The organism is Erythrobacter donghaensis (assembly GCF_001557325.1).
GTDB lineage: Bacteria > Pseudomonadota > Alphaproteobacteria > Sphingomonadales > Sphingomonadaceae > Erythrobacter > Erythrobacter donghaensis_B.
Window position 1 is genome coordinate 35,534 of sequence record NZ_LSJS01000160.1, and the last position, 19,488, is coordinate 55,021.

Consider the following 19,488-nt stretch of genomic DNA (forward strand, 5'->3'; position numbering starts at 1 on the left):
ATGCGCCAAGGCAAAAGGGACATCGGGATGAGCTTCGTGGGCAAGGTTTGGAAGATCCTCGTCGGGATCAAGGACGGGCTTGTCCTCCTGTTCATGCTGCTGTTCTTCGTCGCGCTGTTCGGCGTCCTCTCGGCCCGCCCCAACGCGGGACAGGTGCGCGACGGGGCGCTGCTGATCGATCTTGCGGGCATCATCGTCGAGGAGAAGAGCACGCTCGACCCCTTCGCCGCACTGCTCGCGCGCGAGGCCCCGCTCGATGAGACCCGCGCGCGCGACGTGGTGCGCGCTCTGGATGCCGCCACCACGGATGCGCGGATCAAGGCGGTGGTGCTCGACATGACCACCTTCCTCGGCGGCGGGCAGGTGCACCTCAAGGAGATCGCCGAGGCGATGGACCGGGTGCGCAAGGCCAAGAAGCCGGTGCTGACCTTCGCCATGGCCTATGCCGACGATCACATGCTGCTGGCCTCCCACGCGAGCGAGGTGTGGCTCGATCCGCAGGGCATGGCGGTGATCGCCGGACCGGGCGGCAGCAATCTCTATTACGCAGGCCTGCTCGAAAAGCTCAGCGTCAATGCGCGGGTCTACCGCGTCGGCGCGTTCAAGTCCGGGGTCGAACCCTATACCCGCTCCGGGATGTCGGAGGAGGCGCGCGCCAATATCGGCGGGCTCTACGGGGCGCTGTGGGAGGAATACAAGGCAAGCGTCACCCGCGCGCGGCCCAAGTTGCAGCTGGCGAAGATCACCGGCGATCCGGCGGCATGGATCGCCAGTTCGGGCGGGGACATGGCCAAGGCGGCGCAGGCTGCCGGGCTGGTCGACAAGCTCGGCGACCGCGTGGCCTTCGGCGCGCGGGTGGCCGAACTCGCGGGCAAGGACCCCTGGAGCGAGCGCCCCGGCACCTATGCATCGAGCGATCTTCCCGCCTATCTCGCGGACCTCGGCCAGATCAGGAAGGGCAAGGTGATCGGCGTGATCACGATCGCCGGCGAGATCGTCGACGGCGACGCGGGGCCGGGCACTGCGGGCGGCACGCGCATCGCCGAGCTGCTCGACGAGGCCTTGGACGACGATCTGGCCGCGCTGGTGGTGCGGGTGGATTCGCCGGGCGGCTCGGTCAGCGCCTCGGAGGAAATCCGCCGCGCGATCGCGCGCTTCCGCGACCTCAAGATCCCGGTCGCGGTGTCGATGGCCAATCTGGCCGCGAGCGGCGGCTACTGGGTCGCGACCCCGGGCGAACGCATCTTCGCCGAGCCCGAGACGATCACCGGATCGATCGGGGTCTATGCCGTGATCCCCACCTTCGAGAACGCCGCCGCGCGCCTCGGTGTCACGGCCGACGGCTATCGCACCACCGAGCTTTCGGGCCAGCCCGACATCATCGGCGGTTTCTCGCCGACGATGGACACGCTGCTCCAGACCTCGATCGGAGGAACCTATCAGGACTTCCTCAGGCTGGTCTCGGGCGCGCGCAAGCTGCCGGTCTCCCGCGTCGACCAGATCGCGCAAGGCCAGGTGTGGGACGGCGGCACGGCGCGCCAGCTCGGCCTCGTCGACGAATTCGGCGGGCTTGCCGAAGCGCTCGAATGGGCGGCGGCCAAGGCGGGCGCGAAGAAGGGCGAGTGGCACACGGTCTATCTCGGCGAGAAGGACGCGAATTACGATTCGCTGATCCGCCAGTTGGTCACCAGCGAAGCGGGCAAGGCGCGCTCGGCCCCGGCGGCCGACATTTTCGCGCTGACCGCGATGCGCTCGCAGGCGCTGGGCACGCGCATCGCCCGCGATGCCGAGCGGCTGCTGGGCACGCGCGGCGTGCAGGCCTATTGCCTCACCTGCCCCGCCCCGCTCGACGCCGGGGGTATCAAGCCCGTCGCAGCGACGCAGCGCCCGGAAGGGATGCTGGCGCTGCTCGCGTGGCTCGCGGGAAGCTAAATCGCACGAGGATCACCGCAGGTGCTTGCCAAGGGCGCCCGACCCGATTAATGGCGCGCCCCTGTCCGGGCCACAGGCCATGAGGACGGGCGCGTAGCTCAGCGGTAGAGCACACCCTTCACACGGGTGGGGTCACAGGTTCAATCCCTGTCGCGCCCACCATTTCTGCACAATCCGGTTTCTGCGGGAATGGCGCGGCACGCGCCGGGCGGTGATTTGCCGTCCCCCCTGATCCACCCTTGCATCCTTCGTCATTCGCCCCTCCCCGCTTGACCGCGTGCCGGTGTTCGCGGCAAGCCCGTCAACCTTGCTTCTTGCGGCCAAACGGGAACTGATGATGCGCGACACAATCCGGGGCTGGTGCCTCATGCTCCTCGTGATGTGTGGCTTCGCCGCGCCGGCCGCTGCGCAGTCCTATGCCGAGGGGCAGTTCGATCCCGCGATCCCGACGCTGATCGCGACCGTGGGCCATGCGCCGGGCGCGCGGATCACTTCGCCCGCCCAGGCCTATGCCTATCTGAAGGCCCTCGTCGCCGCCGCGCCCGACCGCACGCAGCTGGTGCAATATGCGACCAGCTGGGAGGGGCGGCCGCTCTACTACCTCGTGCTCTCGGCCCCCGCCAACATGGCGAAACTGGAGGCGATTCGCGCCGATATGGCGAACATCGCCGCCGGGCGCGCGGGCAACGGCACCGCGCTGCCGGTGACGTGGCTCGCCTATGGCGTCCACGGCAACGAGATCTCCTCGACCGACGCCGCGCTGATGACCGCCTATCACCTGCTCGCCGCCAAGGATGATCCGAAAGCGGCCAAGATCATGGGCAGCACCATCGTCGTCATCGACCCGATGCAGAACCCCGACGGGCGGGCGCGCTTCGTGAACAACTTCCTCGCCTCGACCGGTATTGCCCCCGATGCGGACCGGCAGGCCGCCGAGCACGACGAGCCTTGGCCCTCGGGCCGGGTGAACCACTACATGTTCGATCTGAACCGCGACTGGTTCACGCTCTCCCAGCCCGAGACGCGCGGCAAGGTCGCCGCGATCCGGGAATGGAACCCGGTGGTCGTGGTCGACCTCCACGAGATGGGCGGGGACGAGACCTACTTCTTCAGCCCCGCCGCCCAGCCCTTCAGCCCCAACCTCACCCCGGCGCAGATCCGCGCCTACGAGCTGATCGGCCGCTACAACGCCGCCGCCTTCGATGCGCGCGGCGAGCCGTACTTCACTAGAGAGGTATATGACCTGTTCTACCCCGGTTATGGCGACACTTGGAACGCGCATCAGGGGGCGATCGGCAGCACTTACGAACAGGGCTCGGCGCGCGGGCTCGTGTTCGCGCGGCGCGACGGGACCGAGCTGACCTATGCCGACGGCATCGCCAACCACTTCTCGGCAAGCCTCGCCACGGCGAGCGCGGTGGCGGACAATGCGCAGCGTTTCCTGTCCGATTTCGCCGCCTACCGCGCGGGCAATGCCAGCGGCGCGGCGGGCAGAGGCACCTATGTGATCGACCTCGGCAAGCGGCGCTGGAATGCGGAGCGGCTCGGGCGCCGCCTCGCCGCGCAGGGCATCACCGTGCTGCGCCGCGATGGCAGCGCGAGCGTTTGCGGCAAGTCCTATCCGGCCGGCTACCTCGCCGTGCCGCAGGCGCAGCCCGCCGCGCGGCTGATCCGCAGCCTGCTCGACCGCGACACGCCGCTCCCGCCAGATTTCCTCGCCGAGCAGGAACGCCGCCGCTCGGTCGATCTGCCGCACGAGCTCTATGATGTGACCGCATGGGCGGTGGGGCCGATGGCGGGCGTTGACGTGGCGCTGTGCAACGGCGTGGTCGGAGGCGACGCGCTGGCCCCTGACGCGCCGATTGCGCCCAAGGCCGAGGGCAGCGGCACCTTCGCCATCGCCGTGCCGTGGACCGACAGCGGGCAGGCGCGGCTTGTCACCCTTGCCTTGCGCGAAGGGATCGATGGACGCGTCACCGACAAGGCCTTCGCTGCGGGCGGCCGCCAGTTCCCGCGCGGCACCGTGGTCTTCCCCGCAGGCAGCAACACGCCTGAGATGATGGTGCGACTCACCGAGTTGGCGCAGGACATCGGGGCGCAGACCGTTTTCCTTGAAAGCGGGTGGGTCGACAGCGGCCCGAACCTCGGCAGCGAGCATTTCGTGCGCCTCACCCTGCCGCGCGTCGCGGTGGCGTGGGACGACGGGATCTCGCAGCTATCGGCAGGCGCGCTGCGCTACGTGCTCGAACAGCGGATCGGGCTGCCTGTCACCCCGATCCGCACCGCCCGCCTAGCGCGCGCCGACCTGTCCGATTACGACGTCGTGCTGGTGCCCGAGGGCGATCCTTCCGCCCAGCTCGGCGAGGGCGGGCAGCGCGCGCTGCGCAGCTTCGTGCAGCGCGGCGGGGTGCTGGTGGCGGTGGGCGACAGCCTCGAGACCTTCAGCAGCGGCGACAATCCGCTCCTTGCCGTGAAGCGCGAGGCCGCGCTGGGCCGCGATCCGGGCGAGGCCGGGGGCGACAAGGGCGACCTTGCCGAAGCGGTGGCGATCACCAGCGACGCCGAATACCGCGAGGCGATCAAGGACCCCGCCGCGCTCCCCGACACGCTGCCGGGCGCGCTGCTCAACGTGGTCGGCGAGCCCGACCACTTCCTCTCGGCCGGTTACGACGAGGGCGCGGTGGTGCTGGCGACGGGGACGCAGATCTTCACGCCCCTGGGGCGCGACAAGGGCGTCAATGCGGTGCGCTTCGCCGCGCCCGGCAACCTCATCGCCAGCGGCTATGTGTGGGACGAGAACCGTCGCCAGATGGCCTACAAGCCCTACCTGATGGCGCAGCCGACCGGGCGCGGGCTGGTGATCGGCTTCGCCCACGATCCCTCGACCCGCGGCTTCCTCGAAGGGCTCGACCTGATGATCGCCAACGCGGTGCTGGTCGCGCCCTCGCGGGTGCGCTGATCCGGGCGCGATAGTGTCCTAGCGGATTGACACGAGTTGTGTCATGCTGCCGGGCATGACGCTGTTCGATGCGCTCGTCGTGCTCCATGTCGCCACCGGCGCGGTGGGGCTGACGGCGTTCTGGGGGCCGATCGTCACGAGAAAGGGCGCGGCCAATCACCGCAAGTGGGGCCGCGCGGCGTGCTACGGCTTCCTCGGCGCGGGCGCGCTCGCCATCGCGATGGCCTTCCTGTCGCTTTACGGCCCCGAATACCGCCACCCCGAAATCACCGACCGCGTGCTGTTCGACGGGCTGTTCGGGTGGATGATGCTCTATCTCGGCGTGCTGACGATCGGCTTTGTCGATTACGGCCTCGCCGTTGTGAAGCATGCCCGCGACCGGAAGGCGCTGAGAAGCGCGCGCTATCAGGCAATGATCGCAGCGGTGGTGCTTACGGGGGCGTGGTGCGGCTTTTATGGCTTGCAGGTCGGCCATCCGCTGATGGTGCTGGTGGCCTTCATCGGGATCGTCGCGATGCTGATCCAGCAGCGCTACATCTGGCGCGGGACCGAGTTTCCGCGCGGCACCCATATCGGCGAGCACTTTCGCGCGCTGATCGGCATGGGCATCTCCGCCTACACCGCCTTCCTCTCGGTCGGCCTCATTCGCCTCGTTCCCGAGGAAGTTTTCAACCCCGCGATCTGGGCCGGGCCGAGCGTCATCGGGGTGAGCCTGATCCTCTGGTTCACCGTGAAGGGGAAGAAGGCCGCCGCCCGCAGGCCGGCCGCGCAGGCGTCAGGGACGAACCCACATCCGCAATAGGTTGGCGATGGTCTTGTCGAGCGTCAGCAGTTCGGCGGACTGGCTCGGCAGCTGCGCCCGCAGGGACGCGCGCAGGTTCTCCAGATCGAACAGCAGCTCGCGCTGGCTCGCATCGGCGATCAGGCTCTCGATCCACCCCACGCACACGATCCGCGTGCCGCGCGTCACGGGCCTGACCTCGTGAATCGAGCCCGAGGGGTAGAGCACCAGCTGCCCGGGCTCGCCCTTGACCGACTGGGTCATGCCCGCCGCATGGATCACCAGCTCGCCGCCATCATAGTCCCCGGGCGGGGTAAGGAAGAGCGTGAAGGACAGGTCGGTGCGCAGCCGCCGCTCGCCCGTTCCCATCAACGCATTGTCCACGTGCGCGCCGTAGCCCCCGCTCTCGCCGGTCCTGCTGATCAACAGGTGCGAGAAGCGCCGCGGCTGCGCTGCGGCGCGGATCACCGGATGCTCGGCGAGCAGCCGCGTGATCTCCTCGGTCAGCGAGCGTCCTGCGGTGGAGTCCATCGCCGCCTGCTCGTTGCGCTTGACCTCCCGCGCCACCGCACCCGCGGTCTCGCGCCCGTCGCGCCAGCTGAGCAGCGCGATCCGGTCATGAATGGCAGCGAGGCGGTCTGCCTCGGGGATGGCGTGGACAGCGAGGATCATCGCGGCACGTCTAGCGCCGCAGCAGGCCTTCCGCCAGCAAGCGATTGACCCCCGCGGCGACCTCGTCCGGCCCCAGACCCGGCGTGCTGCCCCACACCACGTAGCGCAGGCCGACGAAGACGTTCATTCCCATCAGCGCCCAGGCCTCGAGCTCGCCGAGGCCATCGCGGAATTCGCCCGAGGCCGTGCCGGCACGCAGGCGGTCGGCGATGCGCGCGGCGATGGTCTCGTAATGCTGGCGGTAGCTCGCCGGATCGACGAATTCGGCCTCGTCGATGATGCGGTAGATTTCCTTGTGCTCGGCGGCAAAGCGCAGGAACGCCGCCAGCGCCGCGCGTTCGATCTCGAGCGCGCCCATGCCTTCGCTCAGCGCCGAGCGCGCGCTGGTGCGCACCTTCTCGCTCATGTCGGCGACCAGCGCGCGGAACAGCGCGTCCTTGCTGTCGAAATAGGTGTAGAAGCTGCCGAGCGCCATCCCGGCCCGGCGCGTGATCGAGCTTACCGAAGCCTCGTGGAAGCCCTTCTCGCTGAATTTCTCGGCCGCCGCATCGAGCAGCTTGCGCAGCGTCCGCCGCCCGCGCTCGGTGCGCGGCGTCTTGGCGTCGACCGACGCTTCCTCGGCGAGCGTCGCCGCAGCTTCGCGAGTGTTGCCCATCTGCCTCTCCCTCGCCGCTTTCGGTAGGCCGCGCAAGGGGCCGCGACAAGTCTAAACATGAAAGGTGGTTTAACTTTCAATAATGATGGCGCCATAAGAGGGCCAGGAGAGGAAACAACCCGATGAACACCAAGCTTTGCACCCGCGCGCTGCTGCTTGCCGGCGCCGCCGGACTTGCCACCTATGCCGCGCCCGCCATGGCGCAGGACAGCGCCGACGACGTCGTGGCTGCGGCAGAGGAAGCTGCCGCCGATGCGGCTGCCGAAGAAGAGGGCGTGATCTACGTCACCGCCCGCCGCCGCGAGGAAAAGCTGCTCGACGTTCCGCTGTCGGTCACCGCGATCTCGGGCGACACGCTTGCCAAGCAGGGGGTGCAGGATATCGTCGCGGTCGCCCAGCAGGTGCCCAACATCACGCTCGAGGTCAGCCGCGGCACCAACACCACGCTCACAGCCTTCATCCGCGGCGTCGGCCAGCAGGACCCGGTCGCCGGTTTCGAGGCGGGCGTCGGCCTCTATGTCGACGACGTCTACCTCAACCGCCCTCAGGCCGCCGTGCTCGACGTCTATGACGTCGAGCGCATCGAAGTGCTGCGCGGGCCGCAGGGCACGCTCTACGGGCGCAACACCATCGGCGGCGCGATCAAGTATGTCACCGCCGACCTGCCCGACGACCTCAGCGTCAAGGTCCGCGGCACCTATGGCTCCTACAACCAGGCCGACCTGATCGTCACCGCCTCGACCCCGATCGGCGACAGCCTCAAGATCGGTGCGAGCGGCGCGCGGCTTTCGCGCGGGGGCTTCGGCGACAACCTGACGCTCGGCACCGAGAACTACAACAAGGACGTCTGGGCCGCGCGGGCTACGGTCGAATTCGAGAGCGGCATCGTCAAGGCGCGGCTTTCGGGCGATTACGTCAAGGACAACTCCGAAGCCCGCCAGGGTCACCGCTTCATCCCCGGCCTCGTCAGCGGCGCGCCGGTGCTCGACGACGTGTTCGACACCCGCGCGGGGCTCAACATCGTCGAGCAGGAGGTCGAGGCCTATGGCGGTGCATTGAACATCGCGATCGAACTCAGCGACACGCTGACCTTCAAGTCGATCACCGGCTACCGCGAGGACGCCTCGACCACCCCGATCGATTTCGACAGCCTTCCCGCGGTCGATCTCGACGTGCCGGCGATCCACGAGAACGATCAGTTCAGCCAGGAACTCCAGCTGCTCTACGAAGGCGACAAGCTGTCGGGCGTGCTGGGCTTCTACTATCTCGACGCCAATGCCTTCACCGCCTTCGACGTGGCGCTGTTCACCACGGTGGCTGGCCTCACCGCGCAGACGCTGGGCGATGTCGACACCGAGACCTGGTCGGTGTTCGGCGACTTCACCTACGACCTCACCGACACGCTCAGCGTCTCGGTCGGGGGGCGCTACACCAACGACAGGCGCACCAGCCTGGTGCTGCGGCGGACCTTCCTCGGCGGGTTCTCCAACCTGTTCGGCGGCACCGGCGCGGTGATCGCCACGACCAGCAACTTCACCGGCAGCGAGACCTTCGAGGACTTCAACCCGCGCGGCTCGATCAGCTGGCGGCCGACGCCCGATCACAACCTCTATTTCACCTATTCGCAAGGCTTCAAGGGCGGCGGCTTCGACCCGCGCGGCCAGACCACCGCGTGCCGCAACGCCACCGGCGGCGCGTGCAATGCGGACGAGGTATTCGACTTCCTCGCCTTCGATCCGGAAACGGTCGACAGCTACGAGGTGGGCTGGAAGGCCTCGCTGCTCGACAATCGCCTCAACATCAGCCTGGCGGGCTTCCTCGGCCAGTACAAGGACGTGCAGATCCCCGGCTCGGTCGGCTTCGACGCCAATGGCGACGGGGTGAACGAGAGCTTCATCGGGATCACCTCGAACGCTGCCGATGCGGACGTCAACGGGATCGAGTTCGAGGGCAATGCGCTGGTCGGCAAGGACTTCGCGGGCGAGGGCAGCCGCCTCACGGTCAACTGGTCGCTCGGCATCATCGACGCCAAGTTCAACACCTTCATCGATGCCTTCGGCAATGACGTCGCCGACCAGCGGGTGTTCCAGAACACCCCCGACATCACCGCGCACATGGGCTTCGACCTGGGCCTGCCGCTCGCCGGCGGGATCGTCGACTTCATCGGCCTCGCCTCGCTGCGCTCGGACGCGAGCCAGTTCGAGGTGCCCAACCCCTTCCTCGACCAGGACGGCTTCGTGCTGGTCGATGCGAGCATCGTCTACACCTCGGACGACGGGCGCTATTCGCTCGGTGTCCACGGCAAGAACCTGTTCGACAAGGAATATATCGTCGCAGGCTACAACTTCGTGGCCGGAGGCGTGGGCGGTGCGCCGTTCATCCCGACCCTCGGGCGCGAAGGCACGCTGACCGGCTTCTACGGCGACCCGCGCCGGGTGTTCGTCACCGCGCAGGTCAACTTCTGACGTCGATCTCCCCGAGGGGCGGCGGCCTCTGACCATCCACCGCCGCCCCTTCTCCGGGGACCGTCAGTCGGGGGTCTGCACCGTCGACGGGCTCGGCGTCGGGGCAGGCAGCGCGGGGGAGAGCGTGCCGCTCAAGCGGTCGGCGCTGCCCTGCTGCGGCTGCTTGTCGTACCAGCGCTTGGCGAAATAGCCGCCCACGCCGAGCATCACCATCGTCGGCAGGCTCATGCGCGCAAGCACGAAGGGCACCGCCGCGCCCAGCGCCGCGCCGGTCGCGCCGCCCATGGCGGGCGAGTTCTTGGCAAGCTTGGCGCCGATCGCGGCGCCGATGATCTTCCTGAGCATGATGTGTTTCTCCTTGCCGTGACTTACCGGCGCGCGGCCGCACGGGTTCCCCGGCAGATCGCAGCCACAGTGCAGCCTGCCGAGCCGCCCCAACCCCCCTTTCCTTGGGGAGCCCGAGCGGGCATAGGCGCGCTCCATGCACGACATTCGCCTGATCCGAGAGAATCCCGAAGCATTCGACGCAGGGCTCGCCCGCCGCGGATTGCCCGCGCAGGCCGCTGACCTGATCGCCCTCGACGAGGCGCGCCGCGCCGCGGTGACGGAGGTGCAGGTCGCACAGAGCCGCCGCAACGAGGCGAGCAAGCTGATCGGCGCGGCAATGGCCAAGGGCGACAAGGACGGGGCCGAAGCAATCAAGGCCGAAGTCGCCGCGCTCAAGGACGCGATGCCCGCGATGGAAGCGCGCGCCGAGGAGCTGGCGGGCCAGTTGAAGGTCGCGCTCGAGATCATCCCCAACCTCCCCGGCGCCGATGTGCCCGACGGCGAGAGCGAGGAAGACAACCGGGTCGAAAGCGAATGGGGCGAGAAGCGCGCCTTCGACTTCGAGCCCCGCGAACACGCCGACATCGCCCCCGCGCTCGGCATGGATTTCGAGACCGGCGCAAGGCTCTCGGGCGCGCGCTTCACCTTCCTGCGGGGCGGCATGGCACGGCTGCACAGGGCGCTCGGCCAGTTCATGCTCGACGTGCAGACCGGCGAGCACGGCTATGCCGAGTGCAACCCGCCGGTGCTGGTGGGCGACGATGCCATGTATGGCACCGACAAGCTGCCCAAGTTCGCCGAGGACAGCTTCAACACCACCAACGGGCGCTGGCTCATCCCCACCAGCGAAGTCTCCCTCACCGCCAGCGTCATGGGCGAGCTGCTCGACGAGGCCGCCCTCCCCTTGCGCCTCACCGCGCTCACCCTGTGCTTCCGCTCCGAGGCCGGGGCGGCGGGGCGTGACACCCGCGGGTTCATCCGCCAGCACCAGTTCGAGAAATGCGAGCTGGTGAGCATCGTGAAGCCGGAAGACTCCGAAGCAGAACACCAGCGCATGACCCGCGCGGCGGAGACCATCCTCGAACGCCTCGCCCTCCCCTACCGCAAGCTGCTGCTGTGCACCGGCGACATGGGTTTTGGCGCACGGAAAACCTACGATCTGGAGGTCTGGCTCCCCGGCCAGGGCGCCTATCGCGAGATCAGCTCGTGCTCGAACACTGGCGACTTCCAGGCCCGCCGCATGAACACCCGCTACCGTGTAGCAGGCGAGAAACGCACCGAGTTCGTCCACACCCTCAACGGCTCCGGCCTCGCGGTCGGTCGCACGCTGGTGGCTGTGATCGAGAACTACCAGAACGGAGACGGCAGCGTCACCGTGCCCGACGCATTGCTGCCCTACATGGGCGGCATTACCCGATTGGAACCTGCCCAATAATGCGCATTCTCCTCACCAATGACGACGGCATCCACGCCCCCGGCCTCAAGGTGCTGGAGGAAATCGCGCGCCAGTTCTCGGATGACATCTGGATCTGCGCCCCATCGGAGGAGCAATCGGGCGCGGGCCACTCGCTGACCCTCACCCGCCCGGTCAGGCTCCAGAAGCACGGCGAGCGGCGCTTTGCCGTCACCGGCACCCCGACCGACAGCGTGATGATGGCACTGCGCACGGTCATGCCCGATGCGCCCGACATCATCCTCTCGGGCGTCAACCGCGGCGCGAACCTCGCCGACGACATCACCTATTCGGGCACGGTCTCGGCCGCGATCGAGGGCGCGCTCGCGGGCATCCGTGCCATCGCCTTCAGCCAGGTCTACGCCCGCGAAGGCATGGGCGACGAGGTTCCCTTCGGCGCGGCGCGCGAATGGGGGCCGAAGGTGCTCGCGAAGCTGATCGACGCGCCGATGGCCGAGCGCACGCTGATCAACGTCAACTTCCCCGCGCTTCCTCCCGAGGCCGTGAAGGGCATCCGCGTCGCGCGGCAGGGCTTCCACGACTATTCGCGCGGCACCATCGTCGAAGGCCGCGATCCGCGCGGCTACCGCTATTTCTGGTTCGGGCTCGACCAGATCGAACACACGCTGGACCACGGCACCGACCTCGAGGCGATCGAGGAAGGCTATGTCGCCGTCACCCCGCTCCAGCTCGATCTCACCCACTATTCGACCATCGGCATCCTCGCCGAACGGTTCGCGGACTGATGGCCGCGCGGCCCGAACCCTCGGCGAGCCGCAACCCGTTCAAGCGCAAGGCCCTGCTCGCCGACCAGTTCCGCCCGCTGCGGCGACAGGTCAAGCTGCCCGTGTGGGGCGATCTCGGCCTGCGCATGGGCGCCGCCTTCGGCCTGATCGGTCTGGTTATCGCGATCCACTGGTGGGACCGCGACGGGCTGGTCGACAATGTCGACGGGAGCATCAGCTTTCTCGACGTCGTCTATTTCACCATGATCAGCATCACCACCACCGGCTTCGGCGACATCGCCCCGGTCTCGGACCGCGCGCGGCTGATCGAGGCGGTGATCGTCACGCCCGTCCGCATCGCCGTGCTGTTCATCTTCGTGGGCGCGGCCTACGATTTCGTCATCAAGCGCAGCTGGGAGAAGTTTCGCATGGCTCGCATCCAGGAACAGCTGACGGGCCATGTCGTGGTCCTGGGCTACGGCGTCTCCGGCTCGCAGAGCGTGGGCGAACTGATCGAGCGGGGGGTCGATCCGCGCTGCATCGTGGTGATCGACCCGTCCGAAGATCGCCTCGCCGAGGCCGAAAAGCTCGGGGTCAACGTGATGGCCGCCGATGCCACCCGCGACGAGAACCTCAAAGCGGTGCGCATCGCCGAGGCGCAGAGCGTGCTGGTGAGCGCCGGGCGCGACGACACCTCGATCCTGATCGTGCTCACGGTGCGCCACCTTGCCCCCAAGGTCCCCATCAGCGTGGTGGTGCGCGCCGACGACAACGAGCTGCTGGCGCGGCAGGCAGGCGCGAACAATGTCATCAACCCGGTGCGCTTCACCGGGCTGCTGCTGGCCGGCAGCGTCAAGGGCGCGCACATCGCTGACTACCTCGCCGACCTCGCCAGCGTCGGCGGCCGGGTGCAGCTGGTCGAACGGGTGGTGAGCGCCGAGGAATGCGGCAAGTCCATCTCCGAGCTCAAAAGCGGCGGCAAGGGCCTGCGCGTTTACCGGGGCGGCCGCCCGATCGGCTTCTGGGAGGAGGAGTGCCAGATGCTCCAGCCGGGGGATGTGGTGGTCGAGATCGTGCCGACTGCGGCGCACGAGGCGGGATAGGCCTGCAAGCGAAGCCGTCGGGAAGCGGACAAAGCGGACAAAGCGGACAAAGCGGACACCCTGTCCGCATTGCGATATTGGAATATCTGTAGCATTTACATTACCTTGCGACCAGTTGCGCCGAGCGGACGGACAGGGGAACGGGGCCTTGTTTCACGCCCGGCATAGCGAAACGGCCTCGCAGGCCGGACATAACAATGGGAAAGAGCCGATCGGATTGTAGCGGCTCCCGGAGGTGTAGGAAAATGTCGGCTATCGGTGGCATTCTGCCGAAACCTGCCGTTCGGCAATCGACCCCTTTGCGGTCGCGGAGCGCGGTCTAAGGGATGGTTAACCTTTCCTACGCATTTGCGCGTGCATGAACCTCCCGTGCCGCTGAGAGGGTGAAGCGCACCTTGAACGTGTCCAAGGCGCCAGCCCGTCGGTAGAAGGCGATGGCCCGCTCATTCCACGCTGGGGTCTGCCATTCCACCCGATCGATCCCGCTGGCGAGGGCGAAATCAACAGCTGCGCCCAGTAACATTGCACCTAGCCCTAGCCCGCGGCTTTCCTCGCGCACGAACAGGCAGTCAAGATGCGCCCAAGGCCTGGCACGCCACAGACCAAAGTCAAATGTGATTGCAGCGTAGCCAAGCACTTCCTCGTCTCGCGTGGCCACGAGGATCGCCACCGGCGGCACTTCGCTCGCGAGGATCGACAGGAGTTCAAGATGGGTGATCGTCGCCACGCCGCGCTCGAACCGGGCGTGCTCGGCGATCAGGGTGAGAAGAACGCTGCAGTCCTGCGGGACGGCAGGGCGGATGGCGACGTTCACCGCGCCTATCCTTCCACTGCCAGATCAAAGCCCTCGTCGATCCAGCCCGTGATGCCGCCGATCATGATCTTAACCGGTCGCCCTAGCTCTGCCAGCCGCAGCGCACCGCGCGCCGCGCCGTTACAGTGCGGACCGGCGCAATAGGTGACGAACAGGGTATCCGCAGGCCATTGGGCCATCTTCGAGCCGATGATCTTGCCGTGCGGTAGGCTTATCGCGCCGGGCACGTGGCCCTTGGCAAACATTGCGGGGCTGCGCACGTCGAGCAGCACGAAATCGGCACCTCTGCCGAGCGTCTCGTGAACGTCCCAACAATCGGTCTCAAAAGCGAATTGCGCGGCAAAATGTTGTCTGGCGGCCTCGCTGGAGGCGGGAGGAACGGCGGTAACTGCAGAATTCATGGCGGTTCTCCTTGGTTGTGCCGCCGCTGGATTGGCGGCACGCGAGCACGCTTGCAATTGGCGTAAACGGCAATATGCGTAAGGATCATGCCAATTGCTGCTGACTCATCATCGTCCTTGTCCGGTCCGCTCGTGGTTGCACTTGTTTATGACGGCCTCTGCACCTTCGAGTTCGGGATCGCCGCAGAAATTTTTGGCCTCGATCGCCCTGAGATGGGGCCGGGTTGGTATCGATTCGCCAGCGTCGCGATCGAGGCTGGGCCCATGCGCGCTCACGGAGGACTGCGGGTAGTGGCAGATGGCGGGAGCGAACTGCTGGAGCACGCTGATATCATCATCGTCCCCGGCTGGCGCGGAGCCGAGGCGCCGGTGCCGATTGCGCTCGCCGAGCAGCTGGTGGCGGCGCATCGTCGCGGGTGCCGACTGGTGTCGATCTGTTCGGGGGCCTTCGTGCTTGCCGCCACCGGTCTCCTCGATGGTCGCCGCGTGACGACCCATTGGCGCTATGCCGAGGAACTGCGCCGTCGCTTCCCCGCGCTGCTGGTGGACGAGGCGGCGCTCTATCACGGCGAAGACAGGATATTCACCTCAGCTGGCAGCGCGGCGGGAATCGATCTGATGATCGCACTCGTGCGACACGATTTCGGGGCCGAAGCGGCCAATTCGGTCGCACGCCGGATCGTTATGCCTGCCCACCGAAACGGCGGGCAGGCGCAATTCCTCGAACGCCCTGTTGCGTGGCGCCGCGAGAACGCGCTCGGCCCGCTGCTCGACGAGGTCCGCGCCAGCCTCGCGCGGCGCTGGACGATCGCGGCGATGGCGAAGATGGTGAACATGAGCCGCCGCACCTTCGAGCGGCGCTTTGTCGAGACGACCGGACTTGGCCCGGGCGAATGGCTCGCTGCCGAACGGGTCGAGGCGGCCAAAGACATGCTCACCAGCTCAACTGCGTCGATGGACGAGGTCGCCGCCGCGGTCGGCTTCGGCACAGCGCATGCAATGCGACATCATTTCCGTGCCCGGGTTCGACTTAGCCCGACCGCCTATAGGCAGGAGTTCCTGCCCGTCTAATCGACTAGGTTACGTGGGTTGAGACCGAACAGTGTGGCAGCATGAGCGCACAATCGGCGAGCGCGCTAACGTAGGCCTGCTTCGGCTGGAATCCACCCAATATCGGACATTCGGCTCCGCGACGTCCTTCTCCAAAAGCTGCCATGGTGCACGCCTGAAGCGTCCCGAAGGCGCCGGGCGATCGAGAAAGCGCTCGCCCTAAGACCGGAACCACACGAACACCGCCCCCATCGCCGCCATGCCGAACAGGAAATGCCCCGCGTCGATCAGGAACAGCGCCAGCGGCTTCCTGAGGTAAAGATAGTTGATCCCGATCGCCGGGATCATCACGCCCCCGGCAAAGCCCACCGCCATCATCATCACCACGAAGGGCTTGGGATCGGTGCGGGCGAGCAGGTGCCACAGCACCATCGCGATCAGCATCTCGAACAGGAAGGTCAGCGCGAAGATCAGCGCCATGTTTCCCTCGCGCAACTGGCTGTTTGTGAGCCCCGCCGCGCGCTGCCACGGCTTGCTGAGCAGAACGCCGTACCACAGCGCGCCCACCGCGAAAAATGCCGCAGCTCCCGCCAGCACCGGCCACAGGGCAAAGTCGGTCATGGGTGCGCTCTCCTTGTCTCGCGTGCCTCATGCTAGCCTAATGCGCCGGTCTCGTGTAGGGGCGCGCCGCAATGACCTCCGCTCCCCTCACAACACCCACCGTTCTGGCCGACCAGAAGCGCATCGGCATGGTCAGCCTCGGCTGCCCCAAGGCGCTCGTCGATTCCGAGCGCATCCTCACCCGGCTGCGGGCCGACGGCTATGCCTTCGCCGAGGACTACGCGGGGGCCGACGTGGTGCTGGTCAACACCTGCGGCTTCCTCGACAGCGCCAAGGAGGAGAGCCTTGCCGCGATCGGCGAGGCGATCGCCGAGAACGGCCGCGTCATCGTCACCGGCTGCATGGGCGAGGAGGCCGATGCGATCCGCGCGGTCCACCCGCAGGTGCTCGCGGTGACCGGGGCGCACCAGTACGAGCAGGTGGTGGAAGCCGTCCACCTTCACGCGCCGCCCTCGCAGGGCCCGTTCGTCGACCTCATCCCGCAGCCCGACATCAAGCTCACCCCGCGGCATTACTCTTACCTCAAGATTTCAGAGGGTTGCAACCATTCTTGCGCCTTCTGCATCATCCCTTCCCTGCGCGGCAAGCTCGCCAGCCGCCGCATCGACGCGGTGCTGCGCGAGGCCGAGATGCTGGTCGCGGCGGGCACCCGCGAGCTGCTCGTCATCAGCCAGGACACCAGCGCCTACGGGGTCGACATCCGCCACGAGAGCCGCGACTGGAAGGGCAGCCCCGTGCGCGCCCACATGACCGACATGGCCCGTGAGCTTGGCCAGCTGCGCACCCCCGAGGGCCAGACGCCGTGGGTCCGCCTCCACTACGTTTACCCCTATCCGCATGTCGACCAGGTCATCCCGCTGATGGCCGAGGGGCTGCTCACCCCCTATCTCGACATCCCGTTCCAGCACGCCTCGCCGAAGGTGCTGAAGCTCATGCGCCGCCCCGCCAACGAGGCCAAGGTGCTCGAGCGCCTCAAGTCGTGGCGCGCGATCTGCCCCGACATCGCGATCCGCAGCTCCTTCGTGGTCGGCTTCCCGGGCGAGACCGAGGACGACTTCCGCTACCTGCTCGACTGGCTCGAGGAAGCCCAGCTCGACCGGGTCGGCGCCTTCCGCTTCGAGCCCGTCGAGGGCGCGGCGGCCAATGCCCTGCCCGATCAGGTGCCGGAAGCGGTGAAGGAGGAACGCTACGCCCGGATCATGGAAGTGACCGAGCGCATCTCCGCCGCCAAGCTCGCGGGCAAGGTGGGCCGCACGCTCCCCGTCATCATCGACGAGGTCGGCGAGGCGGATGAGGACGGCGACATCGGCGCCACCGGCCGCTCGCAGGCCGACGCGCCCGAGATCGACGGCGCGGTCTACCTGCGCAACGTGCCCGCAACGCTCGCACCGGGCGATTTCGTCAGCGTGCGCATCGAGGACGCCGACGCCCACGACCTGTTCGGGGTGATCGCGTAGCCTTTGCGCAAAGCGGACAAAGCGGACACCCTGTCCGCTCTACGGACGCGCTTTATCCTGCCGATTCACAATAACTTGTCCGACCGTTACGCAAGCGGACGGACAGGGAAACAGGGCCTCTTTTTGCGCGCGCGGCGCACAGAAAAGGGGGGGTGAGGATCGACGATGGCAAAGAGCGACGCGCCACGATAGCGCGGCGTCGAACTGTAGGAAAATGGCGCGTGCCCCCGGCTACCTGACCGCGCCCTCCGTGCGCGCCACGCGCCGCAAGGCCGCCTGCGGGATGAAAGCCTCGGGCATGGGGCGCACATGCTTGGCGAGTTCGGCGGCGAGTTCGGGATAGTCGGCTAGCAGGTCGGGTGCCTCGGGCAGCAGCGTGGCGGTGTAGAACAGGTCGAGCTCGTCGGTCTGGAACGCGGCCAGCGCCTCGTTGCGCTCGTCCTCGTCGCGCAGCGCCCCGAGCAGCAGCGCTGCCGCCTCGTCGGCAAGCCCGTGGCACATCAGGCCCTGCACCGTCAGCCCCACCCCGTTCTTCCAGTTCTCGCGCAGGAAGGCCAGTTCGGGCGCGGCTTCCTTCGCGCGGCCCAGCCGCTCGAAGGCGCAGGCGCGGTCGCGGGCGATGATCAGCTTGGCATAGGTCGAACCCTGCATCTCGGCCACCCGCCGCGCCAGCTCGGTCGCCTTCAGCCCCTCGCGCCAGCGCCCCTGCCCGGTCAGCCGCGAGGCGCGGTTGATGACGAAGTTGACGACCCAGTCGTGCTCCGCGGGATCATACTTCGCCAGCTCGTCGAACACCGCATCGGCCTTCTTCGGCTGGCCGAGCGAATCATAGGCATAGGCCTCGATATTGAGCGCCCAGGCATCGCCCTCCTCGATCGCCGCACCTTTCGCCTTGCGCTCGCGCCAGCGCTGGGCGAGCGCGATCGCGTCTTCGAACTGGCCATTGTAGTGGAGTGCATGGGCCGCCGCCGAGAAGCGGTCGCGATCCTCGGGCGCATTGGTCAGCCGGGCGCGGGCGACGCGCACGTTCTCCTCGCCGACCAGCGACAGATTCTTCCCCGCGCGCGCCTCGATCTGCGGCCAGAAGGGCTCGTAGGTGCGGAAGGTCAGGAGGTCGATATAGCTTGCAGGGCCGGTGATCGAGACCAGCAGGCCCTCGACCACATCGGCCCGCCCGGCCTTCGCCGCCGCGCGCAGGGCAGCCATGGCAATCCCTTCATGCAGTTCGGTATCGAGGAAGGCGAACTTGCCGGTGGTCGCCCATTCGAGCGCGAGCGCGTCGAGATCGTCGAGACGCCCCGCATCGCGCGTGGCGCGGAACACGCTCCAATAGGTGTCGCGGTCAAGCTGCCCCAGCCCCACATCGGTGAGCCCGCGCAGCACTGCAATCATGCTGTCCGAATTCTCGAGCCGTTGCGCGAAGTAGATGGCAAGCCCCGTCGCCGGGTCGTCCGGGGTGAGCACGGCAATGTCGGCGGAGAGCTTCAGGCCATCTTCGAAGCGCTTCTGCTCGTCGGCGCAGAACGCCTCGGCGACCAGGCGCAGACGGCGCAGCGGCACGGGCGGCTCGGCGACGCGGCTCTCGAGCGCGGTGATCACCGGGACGCCGAATGTGCAGGGCTCGTCCGACCAGCGGTCATTATCCTTGCGGAACAGCGCCTGGAGCTCCGCGATGCTCATCGCGGAAAGATCGGGCAACGGCGCGGGCGCGGGTTCCTTCGCCGCAAGCGGCGCGGCAAGGACGGCTGCGGCGAGCGCGAGTGCGGCGCGCAAAGGCTGTGTCATGGTGCGATCCCCTTGTTCAGAGGGTCTTGTCCCGTGTTTCGCGGCGAAAGGGAAGAGGGGATGGGAGCGTTCTTCCAGCGCCGCGATGGCCACCCCCGTTAACCCCTCCCCCCCGCACGTCCCCGCGAGGGACGTTGCGTGGTTAATCGCTGGCAACTTACGCGGCCCAGCGGCATATTCGCTGACATGGTCCGGATTATCGCTTTCCTCATCGCGCTTGCCGCGCTGCAATTCGCCGCCCTGGCGCAATCGGCGGCAGACCGCACCGCCGAAGCCGCCGCCGAGGCC

The 19,488-nt window shown here is 67.6% G+C and carries 16 protein-coding genes and 1 tRNA gene; 10 read left to right on the forward strand and 7 right to left on the reverse strand.

Going from position 1 to position 19,488, the window contains the following annotated elements:
- Positions 1-27 precede the first annotated feature (27 nt).
- From sppA to AX692_RS09480, 4 genes are all read left to right on the forward strand, one after another.
- The gene (sppA, locus tag AX692_RS09465) at positions 28-1,932 is read left to right on the forward strand and encodes a signal peptide peptidase SppA (protein WP_073973375.1); all 1,905 of its coding nucleotides are present in this window, start codon (positions 28-30) and stop codon (positions 1,930-1,932) included.
- Between the two features lie 87 nt (positions 1,933-2,019).
- A tRNA-Val gene (locus AX692_RS09470) sits at positions 2,020-2,094 on the forward strand.
- A 172-nt stretch (positions 2,095-2,266) separates the two neighbouring features.
- Complete coding sequence (locus AX692_RS09475; protein WP_230960774.1) at positions 2,267-4,891, forward strand: M14 family metallopeptidase; 2,625 nt, start codon at positions 2,267-2,269, stop codon at positions 4,889-4,891.
- A 55-nt stretch (positions 4,892-4,946) separates the two neighbouring features.
- Positions 4,947-5,693: a hypothetical protein gene (locus AX692_RS09480; RefSeq protein ID WP_073974306.1), complete on the forward strand. Its 747-nt coding sequence runs from the start codon at positions 4,947-4,949 to the stop codon at positions 5,691-5,693.
- On the opposite strand, the gene AX692_RS09485 is transcribed toward AX692_RS09480, so the two are convergent.
- Both AX692_RS09485 and AX692_RS09490 read right to left on the reverse strand, forming a co-directional pair.
- The gene (locus tag AX692_RS09485; protein WP_073974303.1) at positions 5,667-6,344 is read right to left on the reverse strand and encodes a Fe2+-dependent dioxygenase; all 678 of its coding nucleotides are present in this window, start codon (positions 6,342-6,344) and stop codon (positions 5,667-5,669) included. The two genes, AX692_RS09480 and AX692_RS09485, sit on opposite strands and share 27 nt — an antisense overlap.
- 10 nt (positions 6,345-6,354) lie before the next feature.
- On the reverse strand, positions 6,355-6,999 hold the full coding sequence (locus AX692_RS09490; protein ID WP_073974302.1) for a TetR/AcrR family transcriptional regulator: 645 nt from the start codon (positions 6,997-6,999) through the stop codon (positions 6,355-6,357).
- A 122-nt stretch (positions 7,000-7,121) separates the two neighbouring features.
- Here AX692_RS09490 and AX692_RS09495 point away from each other — a divergent pair, with 122 nt between their 5' ends.
- Entirely contained in the window at positions 7,122-9,464 is a 2,343-nt protein-coding gene (locus tag AX692_RS09495) for a TonB-dependent receptor (RefSeq protein WP_073974301.1), read from the forward strand.
- A 63-nt stretch (positions 9,465-9,527) separates the two neighbouring features.
- Here AX692_RS09495 and AX692_RS09500 read toward each other — a convergent pair whose 3' ends face one another.
- Entirely contained in the window at positions 9,528-9,809 is a 282-nt protein-coding gene (locus AX692_RS09500; RefSeq protein ID WP_073974300.1) for a hypothetical protein, read from the reverse strand.
- Positions 9,810-9,945: 136 nt separating this feature from the next.
- On the opposite strand from AX692_RS09500, the gene serS reads away from it, so the two are divergent.
- From serS to AX692_RS09515, 3 genes are read left to right on the forward strand one after another with little or no spacing between them, the layout of a single operon-like run.
- Positions 9,946-11,226, forward strand: coding sequence for a serine--tRNA ligase (gene serS, locus AX692_RS09505; RefSeq protein ID WP_073974299.1), 1,281 nt, complete (start codon positions 9,946-9,948; stop codon positions 11,224-11,226).
- On the forward strand, positions 11,226-11,990 hold the full coding sequence (surE, locus tag AX692_RS09510; RefSeq protein ID WP_073974298.1) for a 5'/3'-nucleotidase SurE: 765 nt from the start codon (positions 11,226-11,228) through the stop codon (positions 11,988-11,990). The genes serS and surE overlap by 1 nt, the downstream gene beginning before the upstream one ends.
- On the forward strand, positions 11,990-13,072 hold the full coding sequence (locus AX692_RS09515; protein WP_230959806.1) for a potassium channel family protein: 1,083 nt from the start codon (positions 11,990-11,992) through the stop codon (positions 13,070-13,072). The genes surE and AX692_RS09515 overlap by 1 nt, the downstream gene beginning before the upstream one ends.
- A 340-nt stretch (positions 13,073-13,412) precedes the next feature.
- On the opposite strand, the gene AX692_RS09520 is transcribed toward AX692_RS09515, so the two are convergent.
- Together AX692_RS09520 and AX692_RS09525 are read right to left on the reverse strand one after the other, a co-directional pair.
- Positions 13,413-13,886 (reverse strand): GNAT family N-acetyltransferase, encoded by a 474-nt coding sequence (locus AX692_RS09520; RefSeq protein ID WP_073974297.1) that lies wholly within the window; start codon positions 13,884-13,886, stop codon positions 13,413-13,415.
- 5 nt (positions 13,887-13,891) lie between these two features.
- A complete protein-coding gene (locus AX692_RS09525; protein ID WP_073974296.1) occupies positions 13,892-14,287 on the reverse strand; it encodes a rhodanese-like domain-containing protein in 396 nt (131 codons plus the stop codon).
- Between the two features lie 87 nt (positions 14,288-14,374).
- On the opposite strand from AX692_RS09525, the gene ftrA reads away from it, so the two are divergent.
- Positions 14,375-15,358: a transcriptional regulator FtrA gene (ftrA, locus tag AX692_RS09530; RefSeq protein WP_073974295.1), complete on the forward strand. Its 984-nt coding sequence runs from the start codon at positions 14,375-14,377 to the stop codon at positions 15,356-15,358.
- 198 nt (positions 15,359-15,556) lie between these two features.
- On the opposite strand, the gene AX692_RS09535 is transcribed toward ftrA, so the two are convergent.
- The gene (locus tag AX692_RS09535; RefSeq protein WP_073974294.1) at positions 15,557-15,958 is read right to left on the reverse strand and encodes a DUF1761 domain-containing protein; all 402 of its coding nucleotides are present in this window, start codon (positions 15,956-15,958) and stop codon (positions 15,557-15,559) included.
- 71 nt (positions 15,959-16,029) lie between these two features.
- On the opposite strand from AX692_RS09535, the gene rimO reads away from it, so the two are divergent.
- Positions 16,030-17,415: a 30S ribosomal protein S12 methylthiotransferase RimO gene (gene rimO, locus AX692_RS09540; RefSeq protein ID WP_073974293.1), complete on the forward strand. Its 1,386-nt coding sequence runs from the start codon at positions 16,030-16,032 to the stop codon at positions 17,413-17,415.
- A 231-nt stretch (positions 17,416-17,646) separates the two neighbouring features.
- On the opposite strand, the gene AX692_RS09545 is transcribed toward rimO, so the two are convergent.
- Positions 17,647-19,200: a hypothetical protein gene (locus AX692_RS09545; protein WP_155644795.1), complete on the reverse strand. Its 1,554-nt coding sequence runs from the start codon at positions 19,198-19,200 to the stop codon at positions 17,647-17,649.
- Positions 19,201-19,488: the final 288 nt, after the last annotated feature.

Excerpts from the sequence above, each read along its gene's own strand:
- surE (WP_073974298.1), top strand. The coding sequence starts at position 11,226 with ATGCGCATTCTCCTCACCAATGACGACGGCATCCACGCCCCCGGCCTC.
- AX692_RS09490 (WP_073974302.1), bottom strand. The coding sequence starts at position 6,999 with ATGGGCAACACTCGCGAAGCTGCGGCGACGCTCGCCGAGGAAGCGTCG.
- serS (WP_073974299.1), top strand. The coding sequence starts at position 9,946 with ATGCACGACATTCGCCTGATCCGAGAGAATCCCGAAGCATTCGACGCA.
- AX692_RS09475 (WP_230960774.1), top strand. The coding sequence starts at position 2,267 with ATGATGCGCGACACAATCCGGGGCTGGTGCCTCATGCTCCTCGTGATG.
- rimO (WP_073974293.1), top strand. The coding sequence starts at position 16,030 with ATGACCTCCGCTCCCCTCACAACACCCACCGTTCTGGCCGACCAGAAG.
- AX692_RS09495 (WP_073974301.1), top strand. The coding sequence starts at position 7,122 with ATGAACACCAAGCTTTGCACCCGCGCGCTGCTGCTTGCCGGCGCCGCC.
- AX692_RS09525 (WP_073974296.1), bottom strand. The coding sequence starts at position 14,287 with ATGAATTCTGCAGTTACCGCCGTTCCTCCCGCCTCCAGCGAGGCCGCC.
- AX692_RS09485 (WP_073974303.1), bottom strand. The coding sequence starts at position 6,344 with ATGATCCTCGCTGTCCACGCCATCCCCGAGGCAGACCGCCTCGCTGCC.
- sppA (WP_073973375.1), top strand. The coding sequence starts at position 28 with ATGAGCTTCGTGGGCAAGGTTTGGAAGATCCTCGTCGGGATCAAGGAC.
- AX692_RS09500 (WP_073974300.1), bottom strand. The coding sequence starts at position 9,809 with ATGCTCAGGAAGATCATCGGCGCCGCGATCGGCGCCAAGCTTGCCAAG.
- AX692_RS09545 (WP_155644795.1), bottom strand. The coding sequence starts at position 19,200 with ATGACACAGCCTTTGCGCGCCGCACTCGCGCTCGCCGCAGCCGTCCTT.
- AX692_RS09480 (WP_073974306.1), top strand. The coding sequence starts at position 4,947 with ATGACGCTGTTCGATGCGCTCGTCGTGCTCCATGTCGCCACCGGCGCG.
- AX692_RS09535 (WP_073974294.1), bottom strand. The coding sequence starts at position 15,958 with ATGACCGACTTTGCCCTGTGGCCGGTGCTGGCGGGAGCTGCGGCATTT.
- ftrA (WP_073974295.1), top strand. The coding sequence starts at position 14,375 with ATGCCAATTGCTGCTGACTCATCATCGTCCTTGTCCGGTCCGCTCGTG.
- AX692_RS09515 (WP_230959806.1), top strand. The coding sequence starts at position 11,990 with ATGGCCGCGCGGCCCGAACCCTCGGCGAGCCGCAACCCGTTCAAGCGC.